Source organism: Hymenobacter sp. AT01-02, assembly GCF_000961955.2.
GTDB lineage: Bacteria > Bacteroidota > Bacteroidia > Cytophagales > Hymenobacteraceae > Hymenobacter > Hymenobacter mucosus.
This window is the reverse complement of the sequence record NZ_JZIR02000058.1, coordinates 1-26195: the sequence shown is the minus strand read 5'-3', so window position 1 is coordinate 26195 and position 26195 is coordinate 1. Positions and strand designations below refer to the sequence as shown.

Annotated in this window: 21 protein-coding genes, 1 tRNA gene and 3 pseudogenes; 11 read left to right on the top strand and 14 right to left on the bottom strand. The window is 52.7% G+C overall.

Annotation, left to right across the window (positions count from 1 at the left end; genetic code table 11):
* Positions 1-49 precede the first annotated feature (49 nt).
* The 4 genes from tsaB to rpmH all read right to left on the bottom strand — a co-directional run bounded on the left by tsaB (position 50) and on the right by rpmH (position 3335).
* The gene (gene tsaB / locus VI25_RS16610; RefSeq protein ID WP_045689546.1) at positions 50-766 is read right to left on the bottom strand and encodes a tRNA (adenosine(37)-N6)-threonylcarbamoyltransferase complex dimerization subunit type 1 TsaB; all 717 of its coding nucleotides are present in this window, start codon (positions 764-766) and stop codon (positions 50-52) included.
* A 211-nt stretch (positions 767-977) separates the two neighbouring features.
* On the bottom strand, positions 978-2687 hold the full coding sequence (locus tag VI25_RS16605) for a S41 family peptidase (RefSeq protein ID WP_045689547.1): 1710 nt from the start codon (positions 2685-2687) through the stop codon (positions 978-980).
* A gap of 26 nt (positions 2688-2713) precedes the next feature.
* The gene (locus VI25_RS16600; protein ID WP_045689548.1) at positions 2714-3142 is read right to left on the bottom strand and encodes a ribonuclease P protein component; all 429 of its coding nucleotides are present in this window, start codon (positions 3140-3142) and stop codon (positions 2714-2716) included.
* Between the two features lie 34 nt (positions 3143-3176).
* Positions 3177-3335: a 50S ribosomal protein L34 gene (gene rpmH, locus VI25_RS16595; protein ID WP_045689549.1), complete on the bottom strand. Its 159-nt coding sequence runs from the start codon at positions 3333-3335 to the stop codon at positions 3177-3179.
* Between the two features lie 230 nt (positions 3336-3565).
* Between rpmH and VI25_RS16590 the strand changes: the two genes are divergently transcribed.
* Both VI25_RS16590 and VI25_RS16585 read left to right on the top strand, forming a co-directional pair.
* The gene (locus tag VI25_RS16590) at positions 3566-5299 is read left to right on the top strand and encodes a M61 family metallopeptidase (RefSeq protein ID WP_052695392.1); all 1734 of its coding nucleotides are present in this window, start codon (positions 3566-3568) and stop codon (positions 5297-5299) included.
* A 25-nt stretch (positions 5300-5324) separates the two neighbouring features.
* Complete coding sequence (locus VI25_RS16585) at positions 5325-6131, top strand: hypothetical protein (RefSeq protein WP_236705089.1); 807 nt, start codon at positions 5325-5327, stop codon at positions 6129-6131.
* A gap of 86 nt (positions 6132-6217) precedes the next feature.
* On the opposite strand, the gene VI25_RS16580 is transcribed toward VI25_RS16585, so the two are convergent.
* From VI25_RS16580 to VI25_RS16570, 3 genes are all read right to left on the bottom strand, one after another.
* Positions 6218-6493, bottom strand: a complete 276-nt coding sequence (locus VI25_RS16580) for a hypothetical protein (RefSeq protein ID WP_045689551.1) — start codon at positions 6491-6493, stop codon at positions 6218-6220.
* Positions 6494-6626: 133 nt separating this feature from the next.
* Positions 6627-7562, bottom strand: a complete 936-nt coding sequence (locus tag VI25_RS16575; protein WP_045689552.1) for a PfkB family carbohydrate kinase — start codon at positions 7560-7562, stop codon at positions 6627-6629.
* A gap of 153 nt (positions 7563-7715) precedes the next feature.
* Positions 7716-7789, bottom strand: a tRNA-His gene (locus VI25_RS16570).
* 167 nt (positions 7790-7956) lie between these two features.
* Between VI25_RS16570 and VI25_RS16565 the strand changes: the two are divergent.
* A pseudogene (locus tag VI25_RS16565) lies at positions 7957-9386 on the top strand (DEAD/DEAH box helicase).
* A gap of 138 nt (positions 9387-9524) precedes the next feature.
* Here VI25_RS16565 and VI25_RS16560 read toward each other — a convergent pair.
* The 3 genes from VI25_RS16560 to VI25_RS16550 all read right to left on the bottom strand — a co-directional run bounded on the left by VI25_RS16560 (position 9525) and on the right by VI25_RS16550 (position 11948).
* Positions 9525-9938, bottom strand: coding sequence for a hypothetical protein (locus VI25_RS16560; protein ID WP_045689563.1), 414 nt, complete (start codon positions 9936-9938; stop codon positions 9525-9527).
* Positions 9939-10167: 229 nt separating this feature from the next.
* Positions 10168-10893 carry a uracil phosphoribosyltransferase gene (gene upp / locus VI25_RS16555; protein ID WP_082455614.1) on the bottom strand — a complete coding sequence of 242 codons (726 nt, stop codon included), beginning with the start codon at positions 10891-10893 and terminating at the stop codon, positions 10168-10170.
* Complete coding sequence (locus tag VI25_RS16550; RefSeq protein ID WP_082455612.1) at positions 10881-11948, bottom strand: GNAT family N-acetyltransferase; 1068 nt, start codon at positions 11946-11948, stop codon at positions 10881-10883. Before VI25_RS16550 ends, upp begins: the two co-directional genes overlap by 13 nt.
* A gap of 63 nt (positions 11949-12011) precedes the next feature.
* On the opposite strand from VI25_RS16550, the gene VI25_RS16545 reads away from it, so the two are divergent.
* The 7 genes and pseudogenes from VI25_RS16545 to VI25_RS16515 all read left to right on the top strand — a co-directional run bounded on the left by VI25_RS16545 (position 12012) and on the right by VI25_RS16515 (position 20251).
* Complete coding sequence (locus VI25_RS16545; RefSeq protein WP_052695394.1) at positions 12012-13901, top strand: hypothetical protein; 1890 nt, start codon at positions 12012-12014, stop codon at positions 13899-13901.
* A 111-nt stretch (positions 13902-14012) separates the two neighbouring features.
* Positions 14013-14372 (top strand): hypothetical protein, encoded by a 360-nt coding sequence (locus VI25_RS16540; RefSeq protein WP_045689566.1) that lies wholly within the window; start codon positions 14013-14015, stop codon positions 14370-14372.
* Between the two features lie 59 nt (positions 14373-14431).
* Positions 14432-16278 (top strand): annotated as a pseudogene (locus tag VI25_RS16535) (ABC transporter ATP-binding protein).
* 150 nt (positions 16279-16428) lie between these two features.
* The gene (locus tag VI25_RS16530; protein WP_143437250.1) at positions 16429-16875 is read left to right on the top strand and encodes a hypothetical protein; all 447 of its coding nucleotides are present in this window, start codon (positions 16429-16431) and stop codon (positions 16873-16875) included.
* Between the two features lie 9 nt (positions 16876-16884).
* Entirely contained in the window at positions 16885-17472 is a 588-nt protein-coding gene (gene lpcA, locus VI25_RS16525) for a D-sedoheptulose 7-phosphate isomerase (RefSeq protein WP_082455610.1), read from the top strand.
* 146 nt (positions 17473-17618) lie between these two features.
* Positions 17619-18284, top strand: a pseudogene (locus tag VI25_RS16520) (magnesium chelatase domain-containing protein); the annotation flags it as partial.
* Positions 18285-18436: 152 nt separating this feature from the next.
* Complete coding sequence (locus VI25_RS16515; protein ID WP_045689556.1) at positions 18437-20251, top strand: hypothetical protein; 1815 nt, start codon at positions 18437-18439, stop codon at positions 20249-20251.
* Between the two features lie 6 nt (positions 20252-20257).
* Here VI25_RS16515 and VI25_RS16510 read toward each other — a convergent pair whose 3' ends face one another.
* From VI25_RS16510 to VI25_RS16495, 4 genes are all read right to left on the bottom strand, one after another.
* The gene (locus VI25_RS16510; protein ID WP_052695395.1) at positions 20258-21253 is read right to left on the bottom strand and encodes a TniQ family protein; all 996 of its coding nucleotides are present in this window, start codon (positions 21251-21253) and stop codon (positions 20258-20260) included.
* Positions 21254-21322: 69 nt separating this feature from the next.
* Positions 21323-22327 (bottom strand): hypothetical protein, encoded by a 1005-nt coding sequence (locus VI25_RS16505; RefSeq protein ID WP_152981667.1) that lies wholly within the window; start codon positions 22325-22327, stop codon positions 21323-21325.
* Positions 22270-22764: a competence protein CoiA family protein gene (locus VI25_RS16500; RefSeq protein ID WP_072144842.1), complete on the bottom strand. Its 495-nt coding sequence runs from the start codon at positions 22762-22764 to the stop codon at positions 22270-22272. Before VI25_RS16500 ends, VI25_RS16505 begins: the two co-directional genes overlap by 58 nt.
* A 192-nt stretch (positions 22765-22956) precedes the next feature.
* A complete protein-coding gene (locus VI25_RS16495; protein ID WP_045689559.1) occupies positions 22957-25131 on the bottom strand; it encodes a CHAT domain-containing protein in 2175 nt (724 codons plus the stop codon).
* Between the two features lie 645 nt (positions 25132-25776).
* Between VI25_RS16495 and VI25_RS16490 the strand changes: the two genes are divergently transcribed.
* Positions 25777-26195: recombinase family protein (locus VI25_RS16490; RefSeq protein ID WP_055562671.1), on the top strand; the 419-nt coding region annotated here is incomplete at its 3' end.

The window sequence follows — 26195 nt, the reverse complement described above, 5'->3', positions numbered from 1 at the left end:
AGAAGTGAGAGGCTGAAGACTGAGCCGATTTAGCGGCTTTGGTTGCTCACTAACCCTTTTTCGGGAGGCTAGCGGCTTTAGGAGTGGTGGTGTACACCTCCTTCAGATAAAACGGCTCGTAGTAAGCCACGCTCCGGAAATCCTGCCGACGATAAGCCTCCACTGCCAATGCACCAACGGCCACGGCCGATGGCTCAATGCCAGTGAGAAACCCCGCCCGCGGGTGCTCAGCAACGAGAGCCTGAAACTTGGCTGCCCCGCTACCAAAGAACAACAAAGACTGGTGGGCTAATTGTTCGGCCAAGGTGTCGGCATCCAAAATCAGAGGAGCTGGGGCCAGCACTTCGGCCCCCGTACACTGGTAGAGGGCCGCATACACTTCCATCCGGCGAGCATCCAACATGGGGCAGAATAGAAACTGCTCGGGGCGGGCCGTGACGCTAGCTACTTGGTGCGCCATACTCTGCAAGGTACTAATAGCTACTAGCGGAATATCCAAGGCGTAGCATAGTCCTTTAGCCGCCGCGGCCCCAATGCGCAACCCCGTATAGGAGCCAGGCCCATCAGAAACGGCTACTGCCGCCAGATCAGCCAGCGTGTGCAAAGAATTTTCCAGCAACTGATTGATGAGTACACTCAAGTGAGAAGAGTGTGACTTCTCTAGTCGCAACTCCGATTGCCCCACTAGCGCGCCCGTTTCCATGCGGTGTAAGGCAATAGAGCAAATGGGGGAGGAAGTTTCGAGGGATAGTAGCAGCGTGGACATAGTGCAAAGGTACAGCAGCTACCGGGAAGCTCGCTACAGTGCTTTTAGCTACCGCTTCTTACCAAAGCTTTACTACATCCTTCTCTATACATTTCTCCTTAGTACCTCGTCTAGGTAACCGTCAGAAGCAAGGTTATTCACTTGGAGTAGGCACAAATAAAAAGCAGCCCCAAGAAGAGGCTGCTTTCTGTGGTTCCCAATAAGCTGTTCCTTACTTCCCACCGGCGGTGCTGCGCTTGGCTTCGGGGCGGGTTTTAGCTTCTGCGGTACCCGGTTTGAGCAGTGCACCATACCGCAACGGGTCTTTGAGCACGTCCATCGCCATTAGGATGTTAGGGTCGTCATCAAAAGAAGCTTCCACACTTCCTTTCTGGAAGTAATAGCGCGACACAATCTCCTGCTCTAGCAACTCCCGAATTTCGGGTTTGAAGCGCATCAAGTCGTTGGCTTTATTGGTCGTTACCTTGCGGCGCATGGCTTCCAATTCCGTTTTCACGTCGTCGTAGTGCTTCTCGTCCTTCACTTTTTTGGTGAGGTCAGCCAGGGCTTTCTCCGCGTCGGTGCTGTAGTTGATGTCCTTATTTTTGAGGTAATCAACAAATTTCTGGTAGTCAGCATCCGTCAGCGCAAACTGCCGTGCCGGCGCAATGCTAGGATGCTCAGCTCGGTAGCGGGTAGCATAGTCAAACAGGTAGCTCTTTTGCAGTAGTACCCGGGTAATGTCCGCAATTTCGGGATCCTGCACCTCCACATCGGGTGCTACACCGCCGCCGTCGTATACCGTGCGGCCAGCCTGCGTTTTGAAAGCTGTACGCAAGGAATCGGGCACCTTGCCCAGTGTACCATCATCGGCACGGTGGCTGTAGTCAATTTCTTGAATGCAGCGCCCACTGGGAATATAGTACTTGGCCGTCGTCACTTTGAGCTGTGAGTTATAGCTGAGCGGACGAGTAGCCTGCACCAAGCCTTTACCAAACGTTCGCTCTCCTACCAGCACTGCGCGGTCGTAGTCTTGCAACACCCCCGACACAATTTCAGAAGCGGATGCCGAGCGATTAGAGGTAATCACTACGATTGGCATCTGCGTATCCAAGGGCGTATCCAAGGCTTTATAGGTCTTGTTCCAGTCCGTTACCTTGCCCTTAGTGCTTACGATATCCAGCCCCTTATCTACAAAAAGGTTAGAGATATTAACGGCTTCATTGAGTAGGCCGCCCGGGTTATCCCGAATGTCAAGTACTAGCTTCTTCGCGCCTTGTTCCTTCAGCTTAGAAACAGCCATGCGCACTTCCTTGCCGGCATCCATGGTGAAGCCGGTAAGCTGGAAGTAGCCCACCTCAGGCGTGAGCATGCCATAGTAGGGCACGTTATCGACCTGAATTTTATCACGGGTAATGTTTAGCTCCACTGGGGCATCCTGCCCGTAGCGGGTTACCATCAGCTTCACCTGCGAGTTGGCTTGGCCTTTCAGAAGCTTACTGATATCGGAGTTAGACTTCTTGTCGACGTTTACGCCGTTGATGGTCAGGATTTCATCGCCGGGGAGGAGGCCAGCCTTTTGAGCGGGAAAGCCTTCATAAGCGGCCTGCACGACCGTCTTGCCGTTGCGCTTCAACACCACCGCGCCAATGCCACCGTACTGTCCGGTAGTCATCGTGCGGAAATCCTCAATATCGTCCTCGGGAATGTAGTTCGTGTACGGGTCCAGCGACTTGAGCATGGCGTCAATACCCGTCTTCACCAGTTTGGCCGGCGGAATCTCATCAACATAGTACGTATTGACCTCTTTAAAGAGGGTAGCGAAAATGTCGAGGTTCTTGGCTATTTCGAAGTACCGCTCATTATCGGAGGCTGGGCGGAACGATACGAGTAGTGCGGCGCCGCCGAGCAAGGCAACAGCAGCCAAAGATTTTTTGCGCATAAAGGGGCTGGCAGCTAGTAAAAATCCTACGAAGGAGACGCCGCCCGGGCTTGCGGGGTTGCGTCAGTCAGCAAACGCTCCAGCCCTGAAATTAATTTTTTTTCGACCAGCGTGAAAGGCTTTTTTTCCTTCCCAGTATAGATGATAGCTAGCTGCCCTACCCGATGCCCACCGGGGGCCTCCAACAGGCGGTATTTGTTGAGTCGGTAGGCTTCCCGCATGAGGCGCTTAAAATAATTCCGATCAACGGCCCGCTTAAAATTGCGTTTACTAACGCTCACCAGTACTTGTGGAGCATCAGTGGTAGCATCTGCGGTAGGAAGCCACACTATACGCAGGGGATACAAACCAAAAGAAGAACCCCGGCCGAAAAGCTCGTCGATGAGCTTTTTGCGACACAAGTGTTCTTCTTTCGGAAACGAATAAGAGCGCGCGCCCGGCGTAGAGTTTACCATCGTCAGGAGCGGTGCGGTAGGCGCCGTCAGCGGCTTAGCGCTTATGACGACCTTCGTCGGATACAGTCAGGCGCTTGCGGCCTTTGGCACGACGACGAGCAATTACGCTGCGGCCGTTAGCGGTTTCCATGCGAGAGCGGAAACCGTGCTTGTTGCGGCGTTTGCGCTGCGAAGGCTGAAAAGTACGTTTCATGGTATTGTTAAGTGGCTCAGTGACAGGTAAGGCCGGCAAAGGTAAGAGTATGTTTCGGAAAAGACAACGCTTAGGCTTGCTTTTTCCACTTTTACTATCCTCCTCCTCGGCTACCCACCATACAAAACCCGCACTGTTTTATGGTGGAAACCGTATGATAAGCCGGGCATCCCGGCCCGCAATTTGTAGCTTTACGTCAGGTTTACCGGCTGTTGCCGTTCCGCGCTTCCATGATCCACTATTACGCCTCTTTTGAGAACCCGCTTACTTTCTACGTGCAGATACAGATGACCTTTGAGGTAGCCGCTGATGCTACCCAAGCACTGGAACTGCAACTTCCGGCCTGGCGCCCGGGCCGCTATGAGCTGCAAAACTTTGCTCAGAAGCTACAACATGTTGTGGTGGAAGATGCCGCATCGGGCGAGCCACTACCCTCGCGTAAGCTCACGAAAGACCGATGGCAGGTAACGGAAGTTGCCGGCCGTACCGTGCGGGTGCGGTACAACTTCTACGCGCACCAGATGGACGCTGGTGGATCTTGGCTAGACGAGACCCAACTGTACCTGAACCCAGTGCAGGCCTTTATGTACATTGAAGGCCGTGAAAAGGAAATGTGCCAGCTCACGCTCGACTTGCCAGAAGGCTGGCAACTGGCCTGTGGTCTACCCCAGAGCGGACCTAGTACCTTACAGGCCCAAAGCTTTGACCACCTAGCCGACTCCCCTCTGATTGCCAGCCCCACGCTGCAGTATCGCAACTACGAGGTCAATGGTCTTCCCTTCTACATCTGGATTCAGGGTGAGTGCCCAGTAGATTGGGCGCATCTTGTAGAAGACTTCCGGGCATTTAGCGCCGAGCAGTTAGCGTTATTTGGCTCATTTCCGGCCCAAGACTACCACTTCCTCAACCAGATTCTGCCTTACAAGCACTACCACGGGGTTGAGCATCTCAACTCCACCGTAATTGTGCTGGGCCCTGCGGAGCTGTTGATGACGGAAGGGCTGTACAAAGAATTACTAGGCGTGAGCTGCCACGAGCTGTTCCACGCGTGGAATATCAAAAGCATTCGGCCCGCCGAAATGCAGCCGTACGACTACGCCCGGGAAAACTACTTCCGCACCTGCTTTATAGCGGAAGGCATTACAACCTATTATGGGGAGTATCTGCTGGCCCGGGCAGGGGTCCGCACTGCGGAGCAATACTTTCAGGAGCTGAATATTGTGCTGCGCAAGCACTTCGACGATTATGGCCGCTACCACCTCTCTGTGGCCGATGCCAGCATGGACCTCTGGCTGGATGGCTACAAGCCAGGCATCCCCGACCGTAAGGTTTCTGTGTACCATAAAGGAGCGCTGGTAGCCCTATTGTTGGACCTCACTCTACGGCAGCTTTCGGGTCACAAGCGTAGCCTAGACGACGTTATGCGCCGCCTTTGGGAAGATTTCGGCAAAACTGGTGTAGGTTACACCGAGGACGACTACATCCGCATTGTGCAGGAAGTAGCAGGGCGCGATATGCAGGCCTACTTCGACAAGTTTATCTATGGCACTGCTGCACTAGAGGACCCGCTCAACCGTGTGTTAGGCTTTGTGGGCTGCCGGTTGCGCATTGAAGAAAATGCTTCCACTTCCGAAGGCATGTATGGCTTCCGGGCCGCAGTTAGAAATGAGCGGACTCTAGTAACCGACATTTTACCTGATGCTCCCGCTGCCCTAGCCCTTACCGTAGACGACGAAATAGTGGCCGTAAATGGCCGCCGTGTCGATATGAACCTGCACAACTTGCTCAGTGACGGCGCAACCCAGCACGACGTGACGGTATTTCGTCAGAACCGGTTGGTGACAGTACCGTTAGTAGCTGATGCTGGCCAACGCTTCTGGCAGAAAATCACGATTGAGAAATTATCCACTACCACGCCAGAGCAGCAAGCCAGCTTCCAGCAGTGGCTAAAGCAAGAGTTTTAAGCGCCACCCGTAGTTGAAAAAAGTCATGCTCCGGCTGCGCACCGTCGCTAAAGTTTTGCCCCTAGCTGTGGCCTTGCCAGCGTGCACCTTGCGGATGCAGCCGGCCGAGAAGCCACGGCCTGGTACGCTGGTGCAGTTGCCCAAGCCACCCGTTCCCCCACGCATCTACCGCCTGGAGCACCTCGACACTCTGGTGCAAGTGCCGGGCCGGGTACTGCGTATTTACCCGGCTGCGCGGCCAATCTACGAGCAGCTACCCGCTCCTACGTGGGTTGCTTCCAAGCCAACATCGGCTGAAGAAGAAGAATCTTTTCTTGATTTTACGGTAGAAGAGAAGCGCCGACTGGCACAGGCAGGCCCTCGAGTGCAGCGCACGGGGCGTTTGCTACGCCTTCGGCCCACGGCTGGGCGCGAAATACGCCTCGTGAATATTCCGGCGGAAGATGAGCGAAACGTTTCGTACGAGTATCTAGCAAGCCTACCGCACATCCGGCAGTGGCTGCTGTCGGTGCACTTGTATGAGGGCGGCTACTATATGTTGGTCGATCAGCGTACGGGCCACCGCACTCAACTCTTGGCTCCGCCAGTTATTTCCCCAGATGGTCGGCATTTCGTGTGTGGCAACTCCGATGTTCTAGCACGCTTCGAACCGAGCGGGCTCCAGCTTTGGTCGGCGGAGGGTAGCAAGCCCGAACTGCTCTGGGAACGGCAAACCGACTGGGGCTGCACGAACCCGCGCTGGCTCGACAACAAGACCATTCTATTTGAACAGGACTTCTTCGATAAAGGCGACGTGGACACCCGCGTAGTACGGTTGAAAGTAATCCCCTAGCTTATTGAGCTAAGAGTTTGTTTCATACAAAAAGCCCTTCCTACAGTGGCAGGAAGGGCTTCTTTATTCGCATGCGCAAGCCGCAATTACTTTTGGTTTTGCTGGCTAGGATTTGGATTGCTGCGAGGCTTATTGGTCCGGGCTGAGCGCACTGTGTTGAAGTTGCCACCTGGGGTATTGTTCTTAATCTGATTACCACTTTCCGTAATCATATTTTGGTTCAGGTTCTGAGTCTGGTTACCTCCGCTGTTCGAGTGGTTACGGGTTTCCGGATCTACCGGGGCCGCATTGGGCTGCATAGCGTCAGGACCTTGAGGAGTATCTTGCAATTTATCGGAAGGCTTATTCTCTTGATTTTTCATGGCGGTGGGTACTTAAGTGAAAAAATCTACTCTCTTGTACCGCATTACTTTCTGCAAGGTTGCCAAAATCGAACGGCCCTCTGCTTCAGAATTCATCCCGAGGCAGAGGGCCGTATACCGTTGCTGTTGAGCTTTATGCGTTCTGCACTGCCGTAGCGGGCACCACAGCCACAAGGTCGGCAAACTGCTGTTCGCGGGCTTCAATTTCCTCTTGGCTTAGGTTGAGCAAACGCTCCGTACCAAACTTCTCCACGCAGAAAGAAGCCATAGCCGAGCCATGAATAACGGCGCGCTTCATGTTGTCGAAGCTGATGTCATCGGTAGCAGCTAGGTAACCAATAAAGCCACCCGCAAAAGTGTCGCCTGCGCCGGTAGGGTCAAATACCTCTTCTAGTGGCAGCGCCGGAGCATAAAACACCTTGTTTTTGTGGAAAAGCAAGGCACCGTGCTCCCCCTTCTTAATAATCAGGTACTTCGGCCCCATACCCATAATGATTTTGGCAGCTTTCACCAGCGAATGCACCCCGGATAGCTGACGAGCTTCCTCGTCGTTGATGCTGAGCACGTCTACCATTTCAATGGTCGTCTTCAACTCGTCGAGGGCTACATCCATCCAGAAGTTCATCGTATCCATCACAATGAGCTTTGGCCGATTCACCAAGCGCTGAATAACGAGGCGCTGAATTTGGGGCGTGAGGTTGCCCAGCATCAGATACTTGCAGTCCTGGTAAGAATCGGGCAGAATAGGGTCGAAATCGGCCAGTACGTTCAGCTCCGTGGCTAGCGTTTCACGGGAGTTTAGGTCGTTGGAGTATTTCCCCGACCAGAAGAACGACTTTTCACCCTGTTTGATCTGCAGGCCTTCCGTGTCTACGCCGTGCTCCTCGAGCAGTAGGATATCAGACTGCGGAAAATCGTCACCTACTACGGCTACCAGCTTTACCGGCTTAAGCGAGTAGGAGGCCGACAGGCCGATGTAGGTAGCGGCGCCACCAATAATTTTGTCGGTTTTGCCGAAGGGAGTTTCCAGGGCGTCGAAGGCCACCGTGCCGATAACAACCAGGCTCATAAGCAAGAGGGGGAAAAGTGATTCATGCAATTGTACAGTTGCGGGTGCAACACCACAAATATCCAAATCCTTCCGCAGAAGGGCGAAAAAGAACGAGGTATACCCGAGCTGATAAAAAAAGGCCTCTCCTTACCAGGAGAGGCCTTTTCGGTGGGTAAGTAATGGGGCTCGAACCCACGACCTTCGGAATCACAATCCGACGCTCTAACCAGCTGAGCTATACCTACCGTGTTAGGTATTGGAGCGACAAAAGTAGCCGCCGGCCGGGGATTTGCAAAGGTTTAGCAAAGTTTTTTTCTAAGTTTTTGCTAACTCCCTACTCCCCTTGTTGTAGAGTACCCGCCTTTGCCGCCAAGATTACCCGTACCTTTGTGGTTTCTAATGCCTTTTTGCCATGTCTGATACGCCGCAGCCTCTTTCCTTCGCCGACTTCAAGCTTAATAAGCAACTTCTCATGGCCGTGGAGGAGGCCGGCTTCGACCAGCCTACTCCCGTGCAGGAGCAAACCATCCCGTTATTGCTGGCCGGCCACGACGTGCTAGGTATTGCTCAAACGGGAACCGGCAAAACTGCGGCTTTTGGGTTGCCTTTGCTGATGAAGGTAAAATATGCCCAGGGTACCCACCCACGGGCCCTCGTGCTGGCTCCTACCCGGGAGCTAGCCATGCAACTGGAAGGCCATATAAAAAAGCTGGCCGTTCATACCGACCTACGCATTTTTGCCATCTACGGCGGCCTAGGGCCCAAAACTCAGATTGAAACCATTGCCAAAGGCGTTGATATTCTGATTGCGACGCCCGGCCGCCTCATGGAACTGTATTTGAAGGGCGATTTGGTGCTGAAAGAACTGAAGACATTAGTGCTGGATGAGGCCGACAAGATGATGGACATGGGCTTCATGCCCCAAATCCGGCGTATTTTGGAGGTGATTCCGCGCAAACGTCAGAACGTGCTATTCTCGGCTACGATGCCAGATAAAGTGACCACCCTAAGCGAAGAATTTCTGGAGTTTCCAGTGCGAATTGAAGTAACCCCCGCCGCTACTTCGGCCCAAAATGTAAGCCAGAGCCTGTACGAGGTGCCCAACCTGCTCACGAAGATTAACCTGTTGGAGTACCTATTGCTTGACTGGGACACGTTCCACCGGGTTATGATTTTTACGCGTACCAAGGAACACGCCGAAAACGTAGCGAGCTTCCTCCAGCGCAAAGCTCACGGAGAAGTACGGGCCATTCATGCAACAAAGGCCAGAATGTGCGCATCAATGCCATGGAGGCGTTCAAGGCCGGCGATATCCGCTTCCTTGTTGCGACGGACGTGGCGGCCCGTGGCATTGATGTACCCCAGGTAAGCCACGTCATCAACTTCGACGTGCCATTAGTGTATGATGACTACGTACACCGCATTGGCCGTACGGGCCGAGCCCAGCATACGGGGGCAGCCATTACCTTCGCGAATGAGGCCGAAATGCACCACATGCAACGCATTGAGGAGCTAATTCGGCAGCCTATTCCGTTGCTACCACTGCCGCCGGAGGTAGAAGTGGCTAAGACCTCCTTTGAGGAGCAGCAAAGCATGGACCGCGAGAAGGACGAGCGGCGTAAGCGCGAAGATCCTAGCTTCCAGGGTGCCTTCCACGAGCGTAAAGAGTGGATAAAGCCGGGGGTAACCATTGATAAGCGGACAGGGCGCGAATACGTAGCTGGCCCCAACCGTAGTCAGAAAGGGCAGAAGGCAAACCCATCGAAGGGCAAAGCGTCCTCCCCTTCTGCCAAGGCCTTCCGGGCTGCGCAGGGCCGGGCCCGCAACCGCCGGAGCAAATAGCTCGGCAGCGCCTGAGAGCTATTGGGTGTGGTATACTTGCCGGTCAAGAGCGACTAACAAAAAGGCCGCTTCTACTAGAAGCGGCCTTTTTGTTTAGTCAGATAGCAACTCAGCTGCTATGCCTTATCCGTGGTTCAGCTACCGATAATGGTCGAAGATGGGGAGGTGACTGAATTTGATAGCCAACAGGGTAAAGGCTCCACCCCAAAACATGGCACTCCATAGCATGTGCACCAGAATGCGCCAGCGGGGTACGTGCAGTTGGGTAGCAATGACAGTACCCCCAATTGGGCTAAACAGAATGGGGGTCAAGAATGCAATGCCTACAATGCCGAAACGGCGGTAGATGCTGACAATGGTGCGACTCCGTCGGCTAAACAATGGCTTACCTTTTTCCGCGCGTTTACGCCGCTGGTGCATTGCCCATGCCTTTCCCAAGCCTGAAACCAACAGGACAGTTGTCATCATCCCGGCCACGGAAAGTATCCAGATGAGTTGGGGCGCTACGCCCGCGGCTACGCCTGCAACGGGCGCTGCCACGAATTTGAACATGCCAATGGCAAAAACGGAAGCGTATTTGAGCAGAGTAGGTACCACGTTTGTTAAATCTGAACTACCCGATGCTAGAGAAGCGGCGCGAAAGTTGGGAGGAAGCTAGTTAAGATAACACCCCACCACCAGAAGGGTTCGACTGGGCGAGTTAGCCCTTTGTTATCTTCTCTATGAATAACGGCACTGCCTTGCAAATACCTTACCGGCTAAGCAGTAGTCCATCAAATAGTTAGAGCTTACTACCATATGATAAGTCGCCGGCATCGCCCAAGCCGGGTACGATGTAGGCCTGCTCGTTCAAATGGTCGTCGATGGCAGCCACCCAGAGGTTGGCTTCGGGCACTTCGCGCGTAACGTACTCCACGCCCTGTGGGCTGGCAATAACGGCCGCAATGTGCACCTGCCGGGGCGTGCCAAAGCGCAGCATAGCTCGGTACGTCTGCACCAACGACTTACCCGAAGCGAGCATGGGGTCAGCCAAGATAAGCACCCGCTCATCAAGACTAGGAGCCGATAGATAGTCGACCTGCACTTGTACCTGGGCGGTACCCTCAATGCGGTACGCCGCCGCAAAAGCAGAGGGCGACTGATCGAAATAGTTGAGGAACCCTTGGTGAAAGGGCAGGCCCGCGCGCAGTACCGTAGCAAGCACCGGAAAGTCGTGAAGTTGCTTGCTGCTGGATTCGCCCAAGGGGGTTGTCACCGTTTTATCAGTGTAGCTCAACTGGGAGCTGATACGGTAGGCAATGATTTCGCCGAGGCGCTGCAAATTGCGGCGGAAGCGCAGGGAATCATGCTGCACTGTTACGTCGCGCAGTTCCGCTAAGAAGTGATTGGCAATGGAGGGCTCGGCACAGACAATGTGGACGCGGCTAGAGTCGTATAGAGGCTCCGCTGGCTTGGAAGGAGCGGCGGCGACGGGAGTAGTGGCAGGAATAGGCTTCAGCGCATCCATTTCAGGTACCAGGGGCGTTGGGTGAATGATAAGGCCGCGTATGGCACGGGCACGGCCCCGAAATTGGCGAAAAAACGGGCAATAGACGGTATCATTCCGCCTTCAAAATCAAGAATCAGCTCCGGTGTGCCGGCGTAGCGACGGATTTGCGAGTCGAGCAGCAACACAGGAGCGCCTACTTTCTTCCCCGCCTCCGAAGCCGCCGCAAACAGATATACTAAGCGGGTGCGATAGTGCACAAACAGCGCCCCAGCCAGTAGCTCATCCGTTTCGGGCTGGCGCACTTCCAGAACCTGTAATACTTGCTGCTTACGTAAGCTTGTCACTAAGCGCCGCATTATGCGGTAATGACGACTGCGGAGGCCGGCGGCTTTTCCTTTCGTTTGCTGGAATAACGTCAGTACTGGCTCCGCATCGTCCGTTGCCGTGACCAGGAGCGGCACTATGGCCGCTTCATTGAGACGCAAACGGCGACGGTAATCAGCGGCGTAAGCAGCCCGCACTGTGGCGTAGGGCTGGTCGAGCGGTAGGTGGTAGGTCTGGCGCGTTTGCCAGGTTAAGCTTGGTTGCCGTGTCGGTGCGGAGTCTTGTAGAGAGAATATGCCATTAGCGTCATTTAGCTGGGTATAAAAGCTGGTGTAGTGGCCTGCTATGGTAGCAACTCCCCGGAGCAGTGGCCAAGCGGCTCCAAGTATACCCAACTGCTGCGTAAAGGGCGGCTGGTAGACTTGCTGGCCCCAGGGCCGCCATTTCACAGGCAAGGGCCATAGGCTTAGGTAGCGGCCAGTCTGCTCATCTACTTCCACTAGTGCATCCCACCGGCCGGCGGTGGCCTGCAACCACCATGAGCACGCGTAAGGCACCACTTGCTGGGCCGAGTGTACGCACGCATCCCAGGCAGCTAGGTCAATTTCGGAATAGCGGAGCAGGCGCGGCAGCATAATACCAAAGGTAGGCGCGGCGGCGTTGTAACGCAGATTTTCCCGTGGTGTACACCTCATACTGCCCGCCACGCGCACTCTATCTTCCTCATCTAGCCCGAAGTAGCATCCCATTCTTGCGCTAAGTCCGTAGGTTTGTTGTCCCGCTCGCCGGCTCTTGTATAAGCGGCTCTGTTTATGAGAAAATCCTACCTTCTAGTATCAGGCCTTTCGGGTCTGCTCACGTTATCAGCCACTGCCCAGGACACCCCGCCTACCCGGCCTATCGACGGACAAGGCAACTGGCTAACCTATGACGACCCGCCCAAGGAGCCGCGTCCGGTCAAATCAGCGAACTGGAACATCACCTCAAAAGGGGAGGCTAAAACAACAATGGGTACGACGTACGTACCCTTGGACGCCGATATCTACCGGCTTATCGACCGGTATGCGATACAGTATGGAGCTGATTCGTTATCCGACCTGCACACATCGGTACGACCCTACACGAGAGCATCGGTAGCGCGGTTGGCGGAGCGTATTCTCCGCGATTCAACAGCGGGTTTGTCGCGCCAAGACCGCTACAACATACGCTACTTGCTGCGCGACAACTGGCACGATGCCCGCCAAGACTCGGCTATCAACCTGCGCGAGAAACCTATTTTAAAGCACTTTTACGAGCGGCGCTCCGACTTGTACAGTGTGGAGCTGCCCAATTTTTCACTGCGTGTAAACCCAGTTTTGGGCTTAAGTCTGGGCAACAGTGATGGTAGCAAGAGCTATAGCTTCCTGAACACTCGCGGCGTACAGGTAGAAGGTACTATCGACCAGCGCCTTGGTTTCTACACCTTCCTGGCCGATAATCAGATGGCTGTGCCAGAATACGTGCAGCAGCGTGTTGAGCGGGACCAGGCCGTACCACATGAGGGCTTCTGGAAGCCGTTCAAAGCTACTCCGGGTCAGTATGATTTTCTCTCGGCACGGGGCTACCTTACCTACGCAGCAGGTAAGCACGTTAGCCTACAGCTGGGCCACGACCGGAATCAGATAGGCAATGGATACCGCAGTCTTATTTTATCGGATTATGCGGCGCCCTACCTCTTTTTAAAGGCACAGACGCGCATCTGGAAATTTCACTACGAAAACCTGTTTGCCCAGATGACGGCCGACGCGCCGAATGTTGACGCTTCGTACGACCGAAAGTATTTGGCTTTCCACCATTTGAGCTTCGACGTGCTGCCCAATTTAAATGTGGGCGTGTTTGAAAGCGTAGTATATAGCGGCTATTCCGCTACCAACGACACATTATTAGTAACCCGAGGTGGCGTACAGCAACAAGTAATTCAGCCCCGTCGGCGTGGTTTTGAGCTGCAATACCTCAATCCTATCATCTTCTACCGGGCAGTAGAACAGGGTACCGGCTCCGAAGACAACGCGCTGCTAGGTTTAGATTTTAAATGGAACATTAAACGGCGGGTACAGCTCTACGGCCAATTAGTACTCGATGAGTTTGTACTCAGTGAGATTCGGGCTGGTGATGGCTGGTGGGCTAACAAGCAGAGCATTCAGTTAGGGGGCAAGTACCTTAACGTAGCAGGTATTCGCAACCTTGATATCCAGGGAGAGTTCAACTTCATTCGCCCTTTCATGTACGAGCATGAAGATAAGTTCCGCAACTACCAGCATTACCAGCAACCGTTGGCGCACCCTATGGGAGCTAATTTGTGGGAACTGATTGGCATTGTCAGCTACCAGCCACTGCCCCGCCTGAACGTGGTGGCCAAAGGATTTTATGTCAAGCAAGGACTCGACCCTAATGGCCAGAACTACGGCTCAAACCCCAATTTACCATACACCTCGCGCCCTCAGGAGTATGGCTTCCAGGTAGGATCGGGCGTCACCTCTTATCTTTTCCATGGTGACTTCACGGCTTCTTATCAAGCCGCCCATAATCTTTGGTTAGATGGTAAGCTGATTGTACGGCACCGCACGCTCGACCAGCCTGTATCCTATTTCACGGCCGGCACCGATGCCTTAGCCTCTGTGGCCTTGCGATGGAACATCGCCCAGCGCCTACACGAGTTTTAGGCCCATCATAGAAGAAACGAATACAGCTGCACGAGGCGAAGCGCCTTCTTCGTGCAGCTGTATTCGTTTTTTAGTACCTGCCCAACCATACAGCCTCCTTACAGCCCTTTCATGCGTCACGACCCCGCTTCTATATTCCTGTACCGCCCCGTCAATCAGCAGGAGTTAGATTTGATTGCCGCAGCGGGATGGACGGCTTTTCCGCTGCGTAGGCCAGAGCAGTCTGTTTTTTATCCGGTGCTGAATGAAACGTATGCGGCCGAAATTGCCCACGGCTGGGACGCGCCCGCCGCTGGCGTGGGCTACGTGCTACGCTTCGCCATAGACGCCGACTACGCCAATACATTTCCGGTGCAAAACGTGGGCGGCCAAGACTATGACGAGCTATGGGTACCGGCCGAGGAACTAGCGGAGTTTAACAGCTACATCGTAGGTCAGATTGAGGTAGTAGGTGTGTTCAAGGCCGACTAGCGCCTGTTGGGTGCAGCTGGGCACAGGCCACTGGGAATGCGCTACCTTTGCCGCTTCCAATGAAGACCTACCTCCGCATTCTGCAATATGCCCGCCCGTGGGCGGCTTTTCTACCGCAGTACCTACTGTACACGGTGCTAACTATCTTTTTCAGCATCGGCAACTTCACGCTCATTATCCCGCTGCTGAAGGTGCTGTTTGATACGACGGATAAAGTGCCGTTGCAGGCTCCTGAGCATTTACCTTCTTTCCGTCCTACCCTTCAGTGGGTTACGGATACTTTCAACTACTTCTTTGCCGATGTACTAGCGGCACGGGGTAAGCTTGGGGCTTTGGCTTTTGTGTGCGTGGTAGTGGTAATGTCGGTGTTGCTGAGTAATGTATTCCGCTACCTGAGTTTGCGGCTGCTGGCCAAAGTACGCGCCCGCGTCATCCAGAATTTGCGCCACGACCTCTATCACCGCATTATTGGTCTGCAGTTGAGCTTCTTCGGCAATGAGCGCAAGGGCGACCTAATGTCGCGCTTCACGAGCGACGTGCAAGAAGTGGAAACGTCCGTGGTCAACACCATGACGGCCGTAATCAAGGAGCCTCTGACTATTGTGGCCTACTTCGTGGTGCTGTTTCATATTTCGGTGCCACTCACGCTATCCACCTCATTTTGCTGCCTATTTCGGGTGGCGTAATTGCGGGCGTGGCCAAGCGGCTACGCACCCAAGCAAAGCAAAGCCAGAGCACCCTGGGAACTATGCTTTCAGTGATTGATGAAACGCTGGGCGGCATTCGGGTTATCAAGGCCTTCAATGCCCAAGATTACATCAAAGGCAAGTTTGAGGAGCAAAACAACCAGTATGCGCGCACCTCGCGGGCCATTGATAATACCCGCGACTTAGCTTCGCCCTTTTCGGAATTTGCCGGCGTTTCGGTGGTAGCCGGGCTACTGTACTTTGGTGGCACCCTGATCTTAGGCGGACAGTCGAACCTGAATGGCGAAACGTTTATTGGCTATGTGATTCTGTTTTCACAGGTGCTCACACCGGCCAAGGCTCTATCGTCCTCGTTTGGCAACATCCAGCGCGGCTTGGTGGCTGGCGAGCGGGTACTTAGCATCATTGATACCGAACCGATGATTCGGGACCGGACCGATGCGCAGTTGCTACCGGCCTTTGAGCACCATATTGAACTCCGCAACTTGCAGTTCGCCTACGGTGATACCCCTGTACTACAGGACATCAACCTTACCATTCCCAAAGGAAAAACGGTGGCGTTGGTAGGACCCAGCGGCGGGGGAAAAAGTACGTTGGCCGATTTGCTGCCACGTTTTTATGACCCTACCGGCGGACAGTTGCTCATTGATGGCCACGATGTACGCGACTGCACTATTCACTCCGTGCGCGACCAAATGGGCATCGTAACTCAGGAAAGCATCTTGTTCAACGACACCATCTTTAACAACATCCGTTTCAACACTCAAGCCACAGAATCGGAGGTAATAGAGGCCGCCCGCATTGCCAATGCCCACGATTTTATCATGGCCTCGCCGGAGGGGTATGCTACTATCATTGGCGACCGAGGCAGCCGGCTTTCGGGGGGGCAGCGCCAGCGCCTGAGCATTGCCCGGGCCATCCTACGCAATCCTCCTATTCTGATTCTGGATGAGGCTACTTCCGCGCTCGACACGGAAAGCGAGAAGCTGGTACAGGAGGCATTAACCCGTCTCATGCAAAACCGAACCTCACTGGTTATTGCCCACCGCCTCAGCACGGTGCAGCACGCCGACGAGATTGTGGTACTCCAACACGGCCGCATTGTGGAGCGAGGCACGCACGAAGAACTGCTGGGCCGCGAAAACGGCCTGTACAAGCGCCTAAGCCTAATGCAAACCAACAATGCAGCACTAGTCTAATTTGCAACACTACCACCACACGGCGCGTCTTAGCCAAGCAGAACAATACGCCGCACGCAAGAGTAGGCAAAGCCCTATATTTAGTCCGTTAAGTTGGCTTCTGCGTACTAGGGCCAACGTTTCTTTCTTCACCTAGCCTTCCGAAATTCCATGCTTGCTCTCAAACGCCTCGTCACAATACTCGTAATGGTGTTCCTGCTGCTGGCTCTGCTGTTGCTATTGGTTCCCTCCGTGCAGGCCTCTTTTGCTGGTATATTTGGCTCTCCCCAGGGGCTATTTCAGGGCCTCTTTATCACGGCGGTTGTGCTGCTAGGCTTGCAATTGATTACTGAAAATCTTGACAGCGTAATTTTACGTCGCGACGTAGCAGCCCGCGAAACCAAAATCAACGAGCTTAAAGCGCGTCTTTACGATCAGCAGATGGAGCAGCAGCGCGCCGCCGACCGTCCTCAGAGCGCCCCGCGTACCGGCGTAACTACTTACCCTGAGCCGCGCACGCCCGTGTACCCCGAGTCTGACCCGAGCCTGCCGCACGCCCCCATTGATCAGCCTACTTCCACTACCCCACCGAGCAGCACGAACCGCCCGGTGCAGTAATTCTTCTCCGTGACCCAACCTTTGCTTTCTGACCTCATCCGGGCTGAGTTGACGGATGCCCAAGCCGTTCTCAACCGTTTCCTACAGGACCCTGCCCACATACAAGCCATCGAGCAGGCGGCGCGCTTAATGGCCACGGCCCTCACGCAGGGCGGCAAGATTCTAAGCTGCGGCAACGGCGGCTCCCTCTGCGACGCACAACACTTTGCCGAAGAACTAAGCGGCCGCTACCGCAACGACCGTCGCGCCTTAGCAGCTATTGCTCTTACGGAGGCCTCGCACATGAGCTGTGTGGCCAATGACTACGGCTACGACTACGTGTTCAGCCGCTTTGTGGAGGCCCTAGGCCGCCCTGGCGACGTGCTGCTGGCCATTAGCACGAGCGGTAATTCTCCTAATATTCTGCGCGCGGCCGAAGCTGCGAAGGCCAACGGCATGGTGGTAGTAGGGCTTACTGGTAAAGATGGCGGAAAGCTAGCCAGCCTGTGTGATGTTGAAATTCGGGCTCCACACTCAGGCTATGCCGACCGGATTCAGGAAATTCACATTAAGGCCATCCACATCATGATTATGCTGATTGAAAACTTGGTGTCGTAATCAGGTTCATGTACACGAAAAAAGGCCACCCTGGGGTGGCCTTTTTCGTGCATGCAAAGTTAGACTTTATGTATACCAACGGACCAATGATATTAGTAACTTCGCTTTGCGTAGCACCCACTTAACCATTAGATCTATCCTGTTTCATGCTTACTAAAACCTACGGCTCTGCCGTGCAGGGAGTTAATGCTTATACTATTACTATTGAAGTAGTTGTATCACAAGGCACTGGTTTTTTCGTTGTGGGCCTGCCCGATAATGCTATCAAAGAAAGCCAACAACGGGTAGAGGCCGCTCTCAAGTTTAAGAACTACCGGATGCCCCGTACCAAGGTAGTCGTAAATATGGCTCCGGCCGATATTCGCAAGGAAGGCTCCGCGTATGATTTGCCCATTGCGCTAGGCATTTTGCACGCCTCCCAACAGCTTACTACCGAGCGGCTAGGGGAGTATGTAGTAATGGGCGAGCTAGCCCTTGATGGTGCTCTACGTCCGGTTCGCGGGGTGCTTCCTATTGCTATTCAGGCGCGCAAAGAAGGATTTAAGGGTTTCATTCTGCCCAAGGAAAACGCCCAGGAAGCAGCCATTGTCAACAACCTCGACGTCATTCCCGTCGATACCATGCAGGAGGCCGTCGACTTTCTAGAAGGTCGCCAAGTTATTGAGCCGGTGGTGATAGATACGCGGGAGGTTTTTCAGCATACGGCCAATCAATACGCCGCCGACTTTGCCGACGTACAAGGCCAAGAGAACATCAAGCGGGCTTTGGAAATTGCCGCGGTTGGTGGTCACAACGTTATCATGATTGGTCCTGTCAGATACAATAGAAAATGAGAATTCACACAAGAAGATGAGAATCTATTGTTATTAGAGAAACCTCTTGACAATCAGCACCACTAGCAACAGTACCCGATACTGTTGTTGGAGATGATCTTACTCAGGCTGTTATCCACTCCTGCATAGTTATGTATCCTCATATTGTACCAGAGTTTCCTGAGGGGCGAGAATACTGGATGGTCATGTGGGTCTATCTAGTCACCCTTGAAGAAAACGAGTACCGTTTTACTGTTGACTTGGCTGAGATAAAAGACGTTGATGTGGTCAGGGGTCTTAAACCTTATAATGCTACTAACTACACTGGCCAACATCGCACGGTGCAGGTTGGTCATGCGTTTCTTCCGCTTATGGAAATCGGAAGCATCTGGCACCAGAAACGGCTTGTTTTTTCTCCTGCTACAGGCCGCCACCCTGATACGACAATGGCTGTTTCTATAGCCGATTCACAGCAAGGATATAATATTCCTCTACACGCCCTGTCCCAAAGGATTGACCCTATTAGTCGCTTCCCTCCCTACAGACATCCCAACGGTTCCCTATTGTCTTCTCTCTGCTATGTTCTGGATAGCCAGGACTTTACGATTCGGAACGGCGAACGCATCGACCTGCTCATTCTACCTCCGGCCGAGATCTTGCGCTTCTACTACTGTGGTTCTGCGAACCTCTTGAAACAAGTGCTATCCAACGGCATACCGTATGAGCAGGTTTACTTGCGTGAGGCTACTCGCTATGACCCGGTGACCCAAGAACTCTATATCAGGATGCGTGGTCATCTCCGGGATTCAGATGCGCATTTCGTCGGCCGCCTCGCTGGTGACCAGACCGCTCACCAGGTAACCACAGAGTTAGGCAAGCGCATCCAGCAGAATCTCATCAATCATCGACAGAGCTATCTAGAAGCAGGCTTGCCTTTCACAGGCCAGACCAAGCTACACGTGACCGGCAAGTGGATTAAAACGCTAACTGACCCCAAAAGCTGGGCGTTCATGGTTTATACAATCGTCAGTTGTAGTGCAAAATTGCCCTATCGACACCTACACTATTACCGGGAGAACGACGCGAGCAAGACGCCCGACCCACTGCAGGTAGTCCAAGCGCCTGAAGGCGCGATACGCGAAGCAAGTCCACCGGCTGAGGGCGCAAGCATCAGTTCCACTGCTGCTGCCAGTTCGGAGTTTGCAACTGGTGACCTAGCGATGCTGACGCCTGCCGAGAAGAAATTTTTGCAAGCGCCTCCAGCCACGCGTATAGCGAAGGAGCAACAATTGACTACTACCGTGGGCTCTACTCCACATTGGTACGTGCAGCTACCTAGCTATACCGTTTCAGATGGAAATGCAGGATCCGTAGGGGACGTAGTGGGACCACTTACCACGGAGATTAATGATAACGAGCGGAAAGAAACAGGCACTGGTGTGACTTATGCTCAATTTCATCTGCTTACGGAACAGTTACGTGCTTTGACCATTGCCTGTTCCTATATCGATTACAGCAAAGCAGGCAACTCGACAGGAGGGAATTATTCCTTTGCCAACTATCTCGACTTTCCATACCCTCCGGTTTCAACATCGCCACTCATAAGCCGCTGGCTGCCGTTTCACTCGCCCAGAGAGAAAGACGTCACCGACAAACGGAGGCGCCGAGTGGTGGTTTTACAATTGGTTTATGGAGCAACGACGTTCTATCTAATCGAATGCGAAGCTAGAAAAACTGAAAACTTCAGCCGCCTCTTGCTCAAACCTAACACGCCGTCCTATAATCTGGAGGTTTTGCTGACTGAATTACTTACCCAATTAGCTGCACATAAAGGTATCTGGAAGAGAGCGTGGAAACACGAAAAATTAGCCGAACTCGATGTCGCCAAGCAGGCCATTCATCATGGTGCACACGATACCCCTGCGCAGTTGGCCGCCCGCGTAGTTGGGTATCTGAAAGAGATGTAGGGTTTTTCAGCCCGTTTGCACACTTAGCATCTCGGCAACGAACGCAGCTGGTAGGTGGTGCCGCTCGCTCAGAATGGCAGACAAACGGGTATTGGTGCTTCGAATGACCTCCTGCAACCGAAACGGCCACTCGTCCAGCAGCCAAACAGCTTGTCCAACGATGCGGCGTCGATCATCGACTCGAAGCGCCTCTATTCGATTCTCAAATCCTCCACTGGGTTGGTAGAAAGCCACGCCGGCATTCTCAGCCACCGCACGCTGGAAACGTTGCAAGCTGGGTCGCTTACTGCTCAACAGCATCAACACTTGGTGCAAAACATCAAAGTATTCATACTGGCATTGCCCCTCCGTCGAAACCGCTAGACGTTGATACCATTGCTGCTGATGGCTTAATAGCTGCGCGGGGAGCTGTTCTGACTGCAAGTCAGCCAAATCGGTGTAACAGCTAGTGCAGCAGCTCAAGGGGTAAGCTGCCAGTTCGTTTTTGCGGCCGATCTCGCCGCGATGAAACATGACTGGCCGTTCGCAGAACGGACATGCATCTAGCAGCCAGCAACCGCATTTTGGACAGCCGACAGCTAGTGCTAGGCGCCACCACCGCCGGTAATATGGGGTTATACCATCTCTGCGCAAACACGACGGGCAAAACTGCATCCCGTAATGCGTATAAGTCCGGTGATAGATTCCCAGAGGAAGGATCCAAGAAGCCGCGCCCTTAAAAAACGCCCGCTTAAATAGTAGCCCTTCGTAGGAGGCCAAGGTTGTTTGATAACTGCGAGCCGCGCTTATGCCTACTTTACGAGCCATCAATTGCCAGACCTGCGGATGAGCCATTCGATCCAGGTCTCGGTTCCAGAAAGCCAAGGAAGGCCACACGATCTTACAGAACGAATGCGCCTTCATGTGGTGCGCGTGGATATTTCTGAGTAGCCAGCTGGAGAGCAGTTCGTCTTCTTTGGGAAGTACGAATGCAGGCCAGCGATCACCGGAATCGAACGACATACCGTTTGGCTAGCGAACTAGAGTAAAGGCATAGGTATGTCTGGGTACTGCTCAGCAGACAGCCGCCCGTTAGTGACCAGTTCCGCTTTTAATTCCTTGCAGATCTTGATAGTAGCTTTCAAATACGACTGTTTTTTGCTCAGTATCTGCGAGGTCTGATACTCGTTTTCGGTAACCTCGGCCAGTTGTTTCTTCCGATCTTGCAAGGCTTGCCTCCTCAGCTGCAAGCTCTGCCTCTTCTTGTTCAAGCTCTCTCTCCTGCTTGTCAAGCTGGGATCGCTCGAAGGTAGTATGCCGTTCCTGAGTTGCCCTAATTGTGTGTTTAACTGCTCTAATTCGGCTTTCAAGATCTTCGTTGTACGATCGAACCTTGCCTGTAACGCTTTCGAGTCGTGCCTTGAAGTAGTCCACCACGCGGCTAAGTTGCGCTTCCTTTTGCTGAATTCTTCTTTCCAGTCGGCTTCTCCTTTCTCTAAGCTCGCGCTGTCTTGCCCGCACTGCTTTCTCAGCCTCGATACTCTTTCGCTGGCGCTCTTCAAGTCCTGCTCGATGCTCCTGCATTCTTGCATGTATGGCCTCTCCAAGTCGAGTATCACGCTCGTTTCGTCTCTGTTCAAATCCTCTCGTATAGTCCTGGCCCGTTGCCTCAGCGATTCGATATGCTTCGTTTTCTGCTGCCACGTCAGCTCTTCCCAGCACTCTTCTAACTGCGAGTACTGCAGCGTTAACTCGGTTAAGCCGGCACTTGAGCGTTTCCGCCCTTCCAGAAAGGCGTTCTTCGAGTTCAGTAGCCGGGATACTTCCGTCCACAAGTAAGTCGGTACCAGATGGCGTAAAGTGGAAGGTAGCTTGTAGGCCATTGTAAAGCCAAAAGGTATTAGAGGTGATCGTAAATAGCCGTTCGATACCGGCTGGGTCACAATGCCGGGGAATGTGAATCTCAATGGTATCAATACCATATGCCCGAAGCTTGGCAATCTTTTCGGGAGTGCAGCGGTGCTCGGCGTATATCTCGATTAGCAGGATGCGTTTGCCGGTGTCATCAAAGAAGATGACATCGGGCCGGGCCAGCAATACCCGTTGGCCTGATGATCATCGAAATCAGGATAAAGACGGCGGTCCTCAAACCCAATTTCTCCTTCCTCATCAACATAAATTGTCTGCTCAGCCACAGCGGAGGCGGCCACGACTTCCTGCGCCTCCGCTAACCGGGGCACCTTACCGGTATAGCCTTCCGGTATAGAAGCGTAAACGGCTGGCACCTTGACGCGTAGGCGGGCCAATAATAGTTGCTTGGCCTTGGCATGCCGGTAGGTTTCACTGCCGTATGCACAGGGACGTTCTCCTTCCGTAGGCTTGTGGGCAAAGTGTTTTTCATTCCACTTTCCTAATTTGGCTACCATAGGAAAGCCGCAGGAAATACACCGATAGATGCCTCGACTTACCGCGCGCTGAATCGGAATTTCTTCTCCGTTTTCATCCAGTGCATGATCACATTGAACTGTTGGCATCTCAACGGAGCATATTAATACGTAACATTGGGACTGTTATAAACATACTAACTTCCAATAAGATAACAGCCCTTCCCCACCCTAATGAGGGAGATTTAATCGATTGAGTTCTCCTACCATGTTGTACATAGGATCTCGCCGCACCCCTTCTGCTATCAAATCTTCGGTTAGGTTTATAACGTAGGCCCAGAGTTACATGTAATACACCCCACTACCCCACCTGAGAATATTCATGTTTACCATCGAAGAATTATACGTCAGCCGTTCGACGAGATCTGATATCGCACTATGCATATTTTCACCGTCCAACGTGCTCAACTGAGCAATGATATAATCACGCCCTTCCAACAAGCTTTTAGTTGCGAATGTGTACGCCTCAAAATAAGAGTCGGAACCCTCGCTCAATTTAACAGCTATCAATACACCGAAGACTAGTGCTACCCAAGGGTCAGTCATCCACAGATGCGATAATACATCTTGGTTTGGCGTACTTAGTACATGGCCGAACCCTACATTCCGAAAATCGCCAATCTGAGCATTGGCCCCTCCTTCGCAAATATTTAGAAAGAATAGTCGGCGCATTTCTCTCTCCACATGCACAGCAGCTATTTCTGTTAGGTTAACAGTTTCTGACCCTGACAGATAAAAATGAGATGTGTCAGGCTCGTAATTACCTAACTCTCCGTGCGAGGAAATCCATACTACATCATACTCATTAGATTGGTAGGCATCCATAAAGTCTTGCTTTGTGGACTCTCCCTCGCGCAGAATAGTCAAAGCAGCACCGGATCGTTGAAATAAATAAGCCAATACATCGCTCTCCAATTCAGAGGTCATGCTATTACCTTGCCACAACAATACGCTGCGAACACGACCTGTTGGTGCTTTGGGTTGCAGACTTACGTAGATAGGAAGGGTCATTCCTAATTCTTTAATCATAAGTGCCTGCAATGGCAAATGGTTAAAATTGAAAGCACATAGAGCAGTTAACGAATCTAGATCGAAAGACTTAATACTATTTAGGTTGTAATAGGCGCTCACAGTCTGTTCAAACTCCTCACCGTACTCATACATAGGGCGTCCTACCCCTTTAGTTGGCACAGGTATAACTTGATCCACATGCCCCCTAAGTGAATGCAATTGACTTAATGCCAAGTTCATGATATCTACCAGCTTAGGAATTTCCAGTCGCGTATCCTGCCTATGTATTATGGTACGCCCTAGAGCGCAATAGATCACCCCCTCCTCAGCGTTTGGAATTATAAATAGCATACCGTCTGGCAACTCTTGTTGTGCCCCCGGATGATAAAAAGCATTAAGTAAAATTGCCAATTGAGTAGAAGCTCCTTTTCGGCAAAGTTCGCCAACCAATTTTTCCAATGTATTGAAGAGCCGTGACTTTTCGTACGCAGCTTCCACTGGCTTGACTACTCGCGTTTCAACATCTGAGCTGTAGTTTCTAACTGCAGTAAGAATTTTTGCAAAATTCGCTTGTATCTCGGGATAGCTGGTGTCCACTTGGCAAGTCATCTGCATTTTTGCCACCAGGTGTAATCCAGGCTGGTTAATTATTAAATCATATAGGCGCTTGCGCAATGCGCGGTTCTGAAGTGTCAAAACAAGTTGTACACCCAGATGTAATTTACATTCGGGGTGTTTATTCCACGTCAGGTCTGCATACAATATTTCGATCAGTTCGAGCATTTCCGCTGCCAGAAGGGACTGCCCTTGACTTATAGCCCAGCCGTGAAGTTGCGTTGCTAACTGAGCGTTTACCTGCGTGGTAGCTCCTTCTATATCTAAAAGTCTAATGGCACCAGGCACAAATGCTGCACACTCCGTTAGCAATCCACCAAAAGCCTTTGAATAATAATATAGAGCCCCTAACCAACGGGCAATGATTTGTGAAATATCAATCACCGGGTAAGCCTGCTGATATTGAGGCGACATAAATCGCCATAATAATTCAGTATTAATTGAATACTCTTCCCCTAAAACAAACTTTTTCCCATAAAGCGATTGGGTAAAAGTATCAAAGTTTTCAGGTAATGCACCGAGCTGATTAAGTATTGGGGCAACATTAGCTCCGTGCAGTAAAATAAGCAGTTCTAATCCAAGGTGAGGCAGTACGGTTTCCGGACTATTCTTTGCGGCGGTGAGCCCATCAAAAATAAGTTGAATATGCTTTCGAAAAATAGCAATAGGTTGTTGAGCAGCGGTATCGCATTCTACGCTTAACAAAAGGGATATAAAATAAAATGTCTCACTTTCTGATTGTATGTACTCTCGCAGCCACAAGTTTTCCGCTTCTGCACTTGAATCATATCGGTTCGTATAAATAGTAGGAAATGCTTCTTTTATTTTCATGCGAGGAAGGGGAGAAAACAGTGTTTATATGCGGCGGCTGCCAGAGCAAGGGCATCGACGCGTGTGCTTGTACTAGTTGTTTGACACGCTACTGTACGTATACCGCTTGCGGTGCTAATAACGCGCCCCTGTACTGCATTTCCCACCTTGGCTGGTTGTGTACTACTATTTCTACTGCTGGCAGCGTATGTGCAGGCAGTCAACGCTTACGATATATGCGCTGGCCGGTAATCGCTGCCGGCCCGGCTTCGGTGAGCCTGACGTCTACAGGAAGTGGTCTTGTCAACGGTTACTGTGGTCGCTTCGCCGAATAAATTGTCGCCCTGGGGTTCCGTCACGAACTGGCCAGCCACCCACAGTTTGGGCTTCGTGCTGGCAATTACCCCATCGTATACTGGAAGTGTATGTACTTAGTGCAGACTGGCAGCTTCACTTAACCTTCAACCAAGCTTAGTAGCAAAAAACGTCCCTTTTCCGGTACCACCCTCCCTTGCCCGAAATCGATACCATAGAATAAGAAAAGTCGGTACCCGAAACTGGTTTCCGCAATCAAGGTACCGTAAATTCGTATTTTGCTTCTTTCTGGTACCGTTACCCCTCTCTTTTAATGAAACTCGCTACGCCCGCGTCAGCACCAGCGAACAAGTGCTGGACCTTCAACTTGACGCCCTGCGCCAGGCCGGCTGCGAACAGGTCTTTACCGATACTGTCTCGGGGGTGCAGGCCCACAAGCCCAGCTGGGAGCAGCTAATGGCATACGCCCGTCCTGGCGATACCATTGTCATCTGGCGGCTTGACCGGCTGGGCCGCTCCACCAAGCATCTGATTGAGGTGGTCGAGGACCTGAGCCGCCGCCAGCTGCACCTGATTTCGCTGCAGGACCCCATCGACACCACTTCGCCCGGCGGGCAGCTCGTATTCCAGATTTTCTGCGCCTTAGCCGAACACGAGCGAAACGTGCTGGTACAACGCACCCACGCCGGCCTGCAAGCCGCCCGCGCCCGGGGTCGGCAGGGCGGCCGGCCCCCGGGCTTGGCCCCGCGTTACCAGAAAATCCGCGCCCG

Coding starts and splice junctions, on each gene's coding strand:
- tsaB (WP_045689546.1), bottom strand. CDS start 766: ATGTCCACGCTGCTACTATCCCTCGAAACTTCCTCCCCCATTTGCTCT.
- VI25_RS16605 (WP_045689547.1), bottom strand. CDS start 2,687: ATGCGCAAAAAATCTTTGGCTGCTGTTGCCTTGCTCGGCGGCGCCGCA.
- VI25_RS16600 (WP_045689548.1), bottom strand. CDS start 3,142: ATGGTAAACTCTACGCCGGGCGCGCGCTCTTATTCGTTTCCGAAAGAA.
- rpmH (WP_045689549.1), bottom strand. CDS start 3,335: ATGAAACGTACTTTTCAGCCTTCGCAGCGCAAACGCCGCAACAAGCAC.
- VI25_RS16590 (WP_052695392.1), top strand. CDS start 3,566: ATGATCCACTATTACGCCTCTTTTGAGAACCCGCTTACTTTCTACGTG.
- VI25_RS16585 (WP_236705089.1), top strand. CDS start 5,325: ATGCTCCGGCTGCGCACCGTCGCTAAAGTTTTGCCCCTAGCTGTGGCC.
- VI25_RS16580 (WP_045689551.1), bottom strand. CDS start 6,493: ATGAAAAATCAAGAGAATAAGCCTTCCGATAAATTGCAAGATACTCCT.
- VI25_RS16575 (WP_045689552.1), bottom strand. CDS start 7,562: ATGAGCCTGGTTGTTATCGGCACGGTGGCCTTCGACGCCCTGGAAACT.
- VI25_RS16560 (WP_045689563.1), bottom strand. CDS start 9,938: ATGTTCAAATTCGTGGCAGCGCCCGTTGCAGGCGTAGCCGCGGGCGTA.
- upp (WP_082455614.1), bottom strand. CDS start 10,893: ATGGATGCGCTGAAGCCTATTCCTGCCACTACTCCCGTCGCCGCCGCT.
- VI25_RS16550 (WP_082455612.1), bottom strand. CDS start 11,948: ATGGGATGCTACTTCGGGCTAGATGAGGAAGATAGAGTGCGCGTGGCG.
- VI25_RS16545 (WP_052695394.1), top strand. CDS start 12,012: ATGAGAAAATCCTACCTTCTAGTATCAGGCCTTTCGGGTCTGCTCACG.
- VI25_RS16540 (WP_045689566.1), top strand. CDS start 14,013: ATGCGTCACGACCCCGCTTCTATATTCCTGTACCGCCCCGTCAATCAG.
- VI25_RS16530 (WP_143437250.1), top strand. CDS start 16,429: ATGCTTGCTCTCAAACGCCTCGTCACAATACTCGTAATGGTGTTCCTG.
- VI25_RS16515 (WP_045689556.1), top strand. CDS start 18,437: ATGTATCCTCATATTGTACCAGAGTTTCCTGAGGGGCGAGAATACTGG.
- VI25_RS16510 (WP_052695395.1), bottom strand. CDS start 21,253: ATGTCGTTCGATTCCGGTGATCGCTGGCCTGCATTCGTACTTCCCAAA.
- VI25_RS16500 (WP_072144842.1), bottom strand. CDS start 22,764: ATGCCAACAGTTCAATGTGATCATGCACTGGATGAAAACGGAGAAGAA.
- VI25_RS16495 (WP_045689559.1), bottom strand. CDS start 25,131: ATGAAAATAAAAGAAGCATTTCCTACTATTTATACGAACCGATATGAT.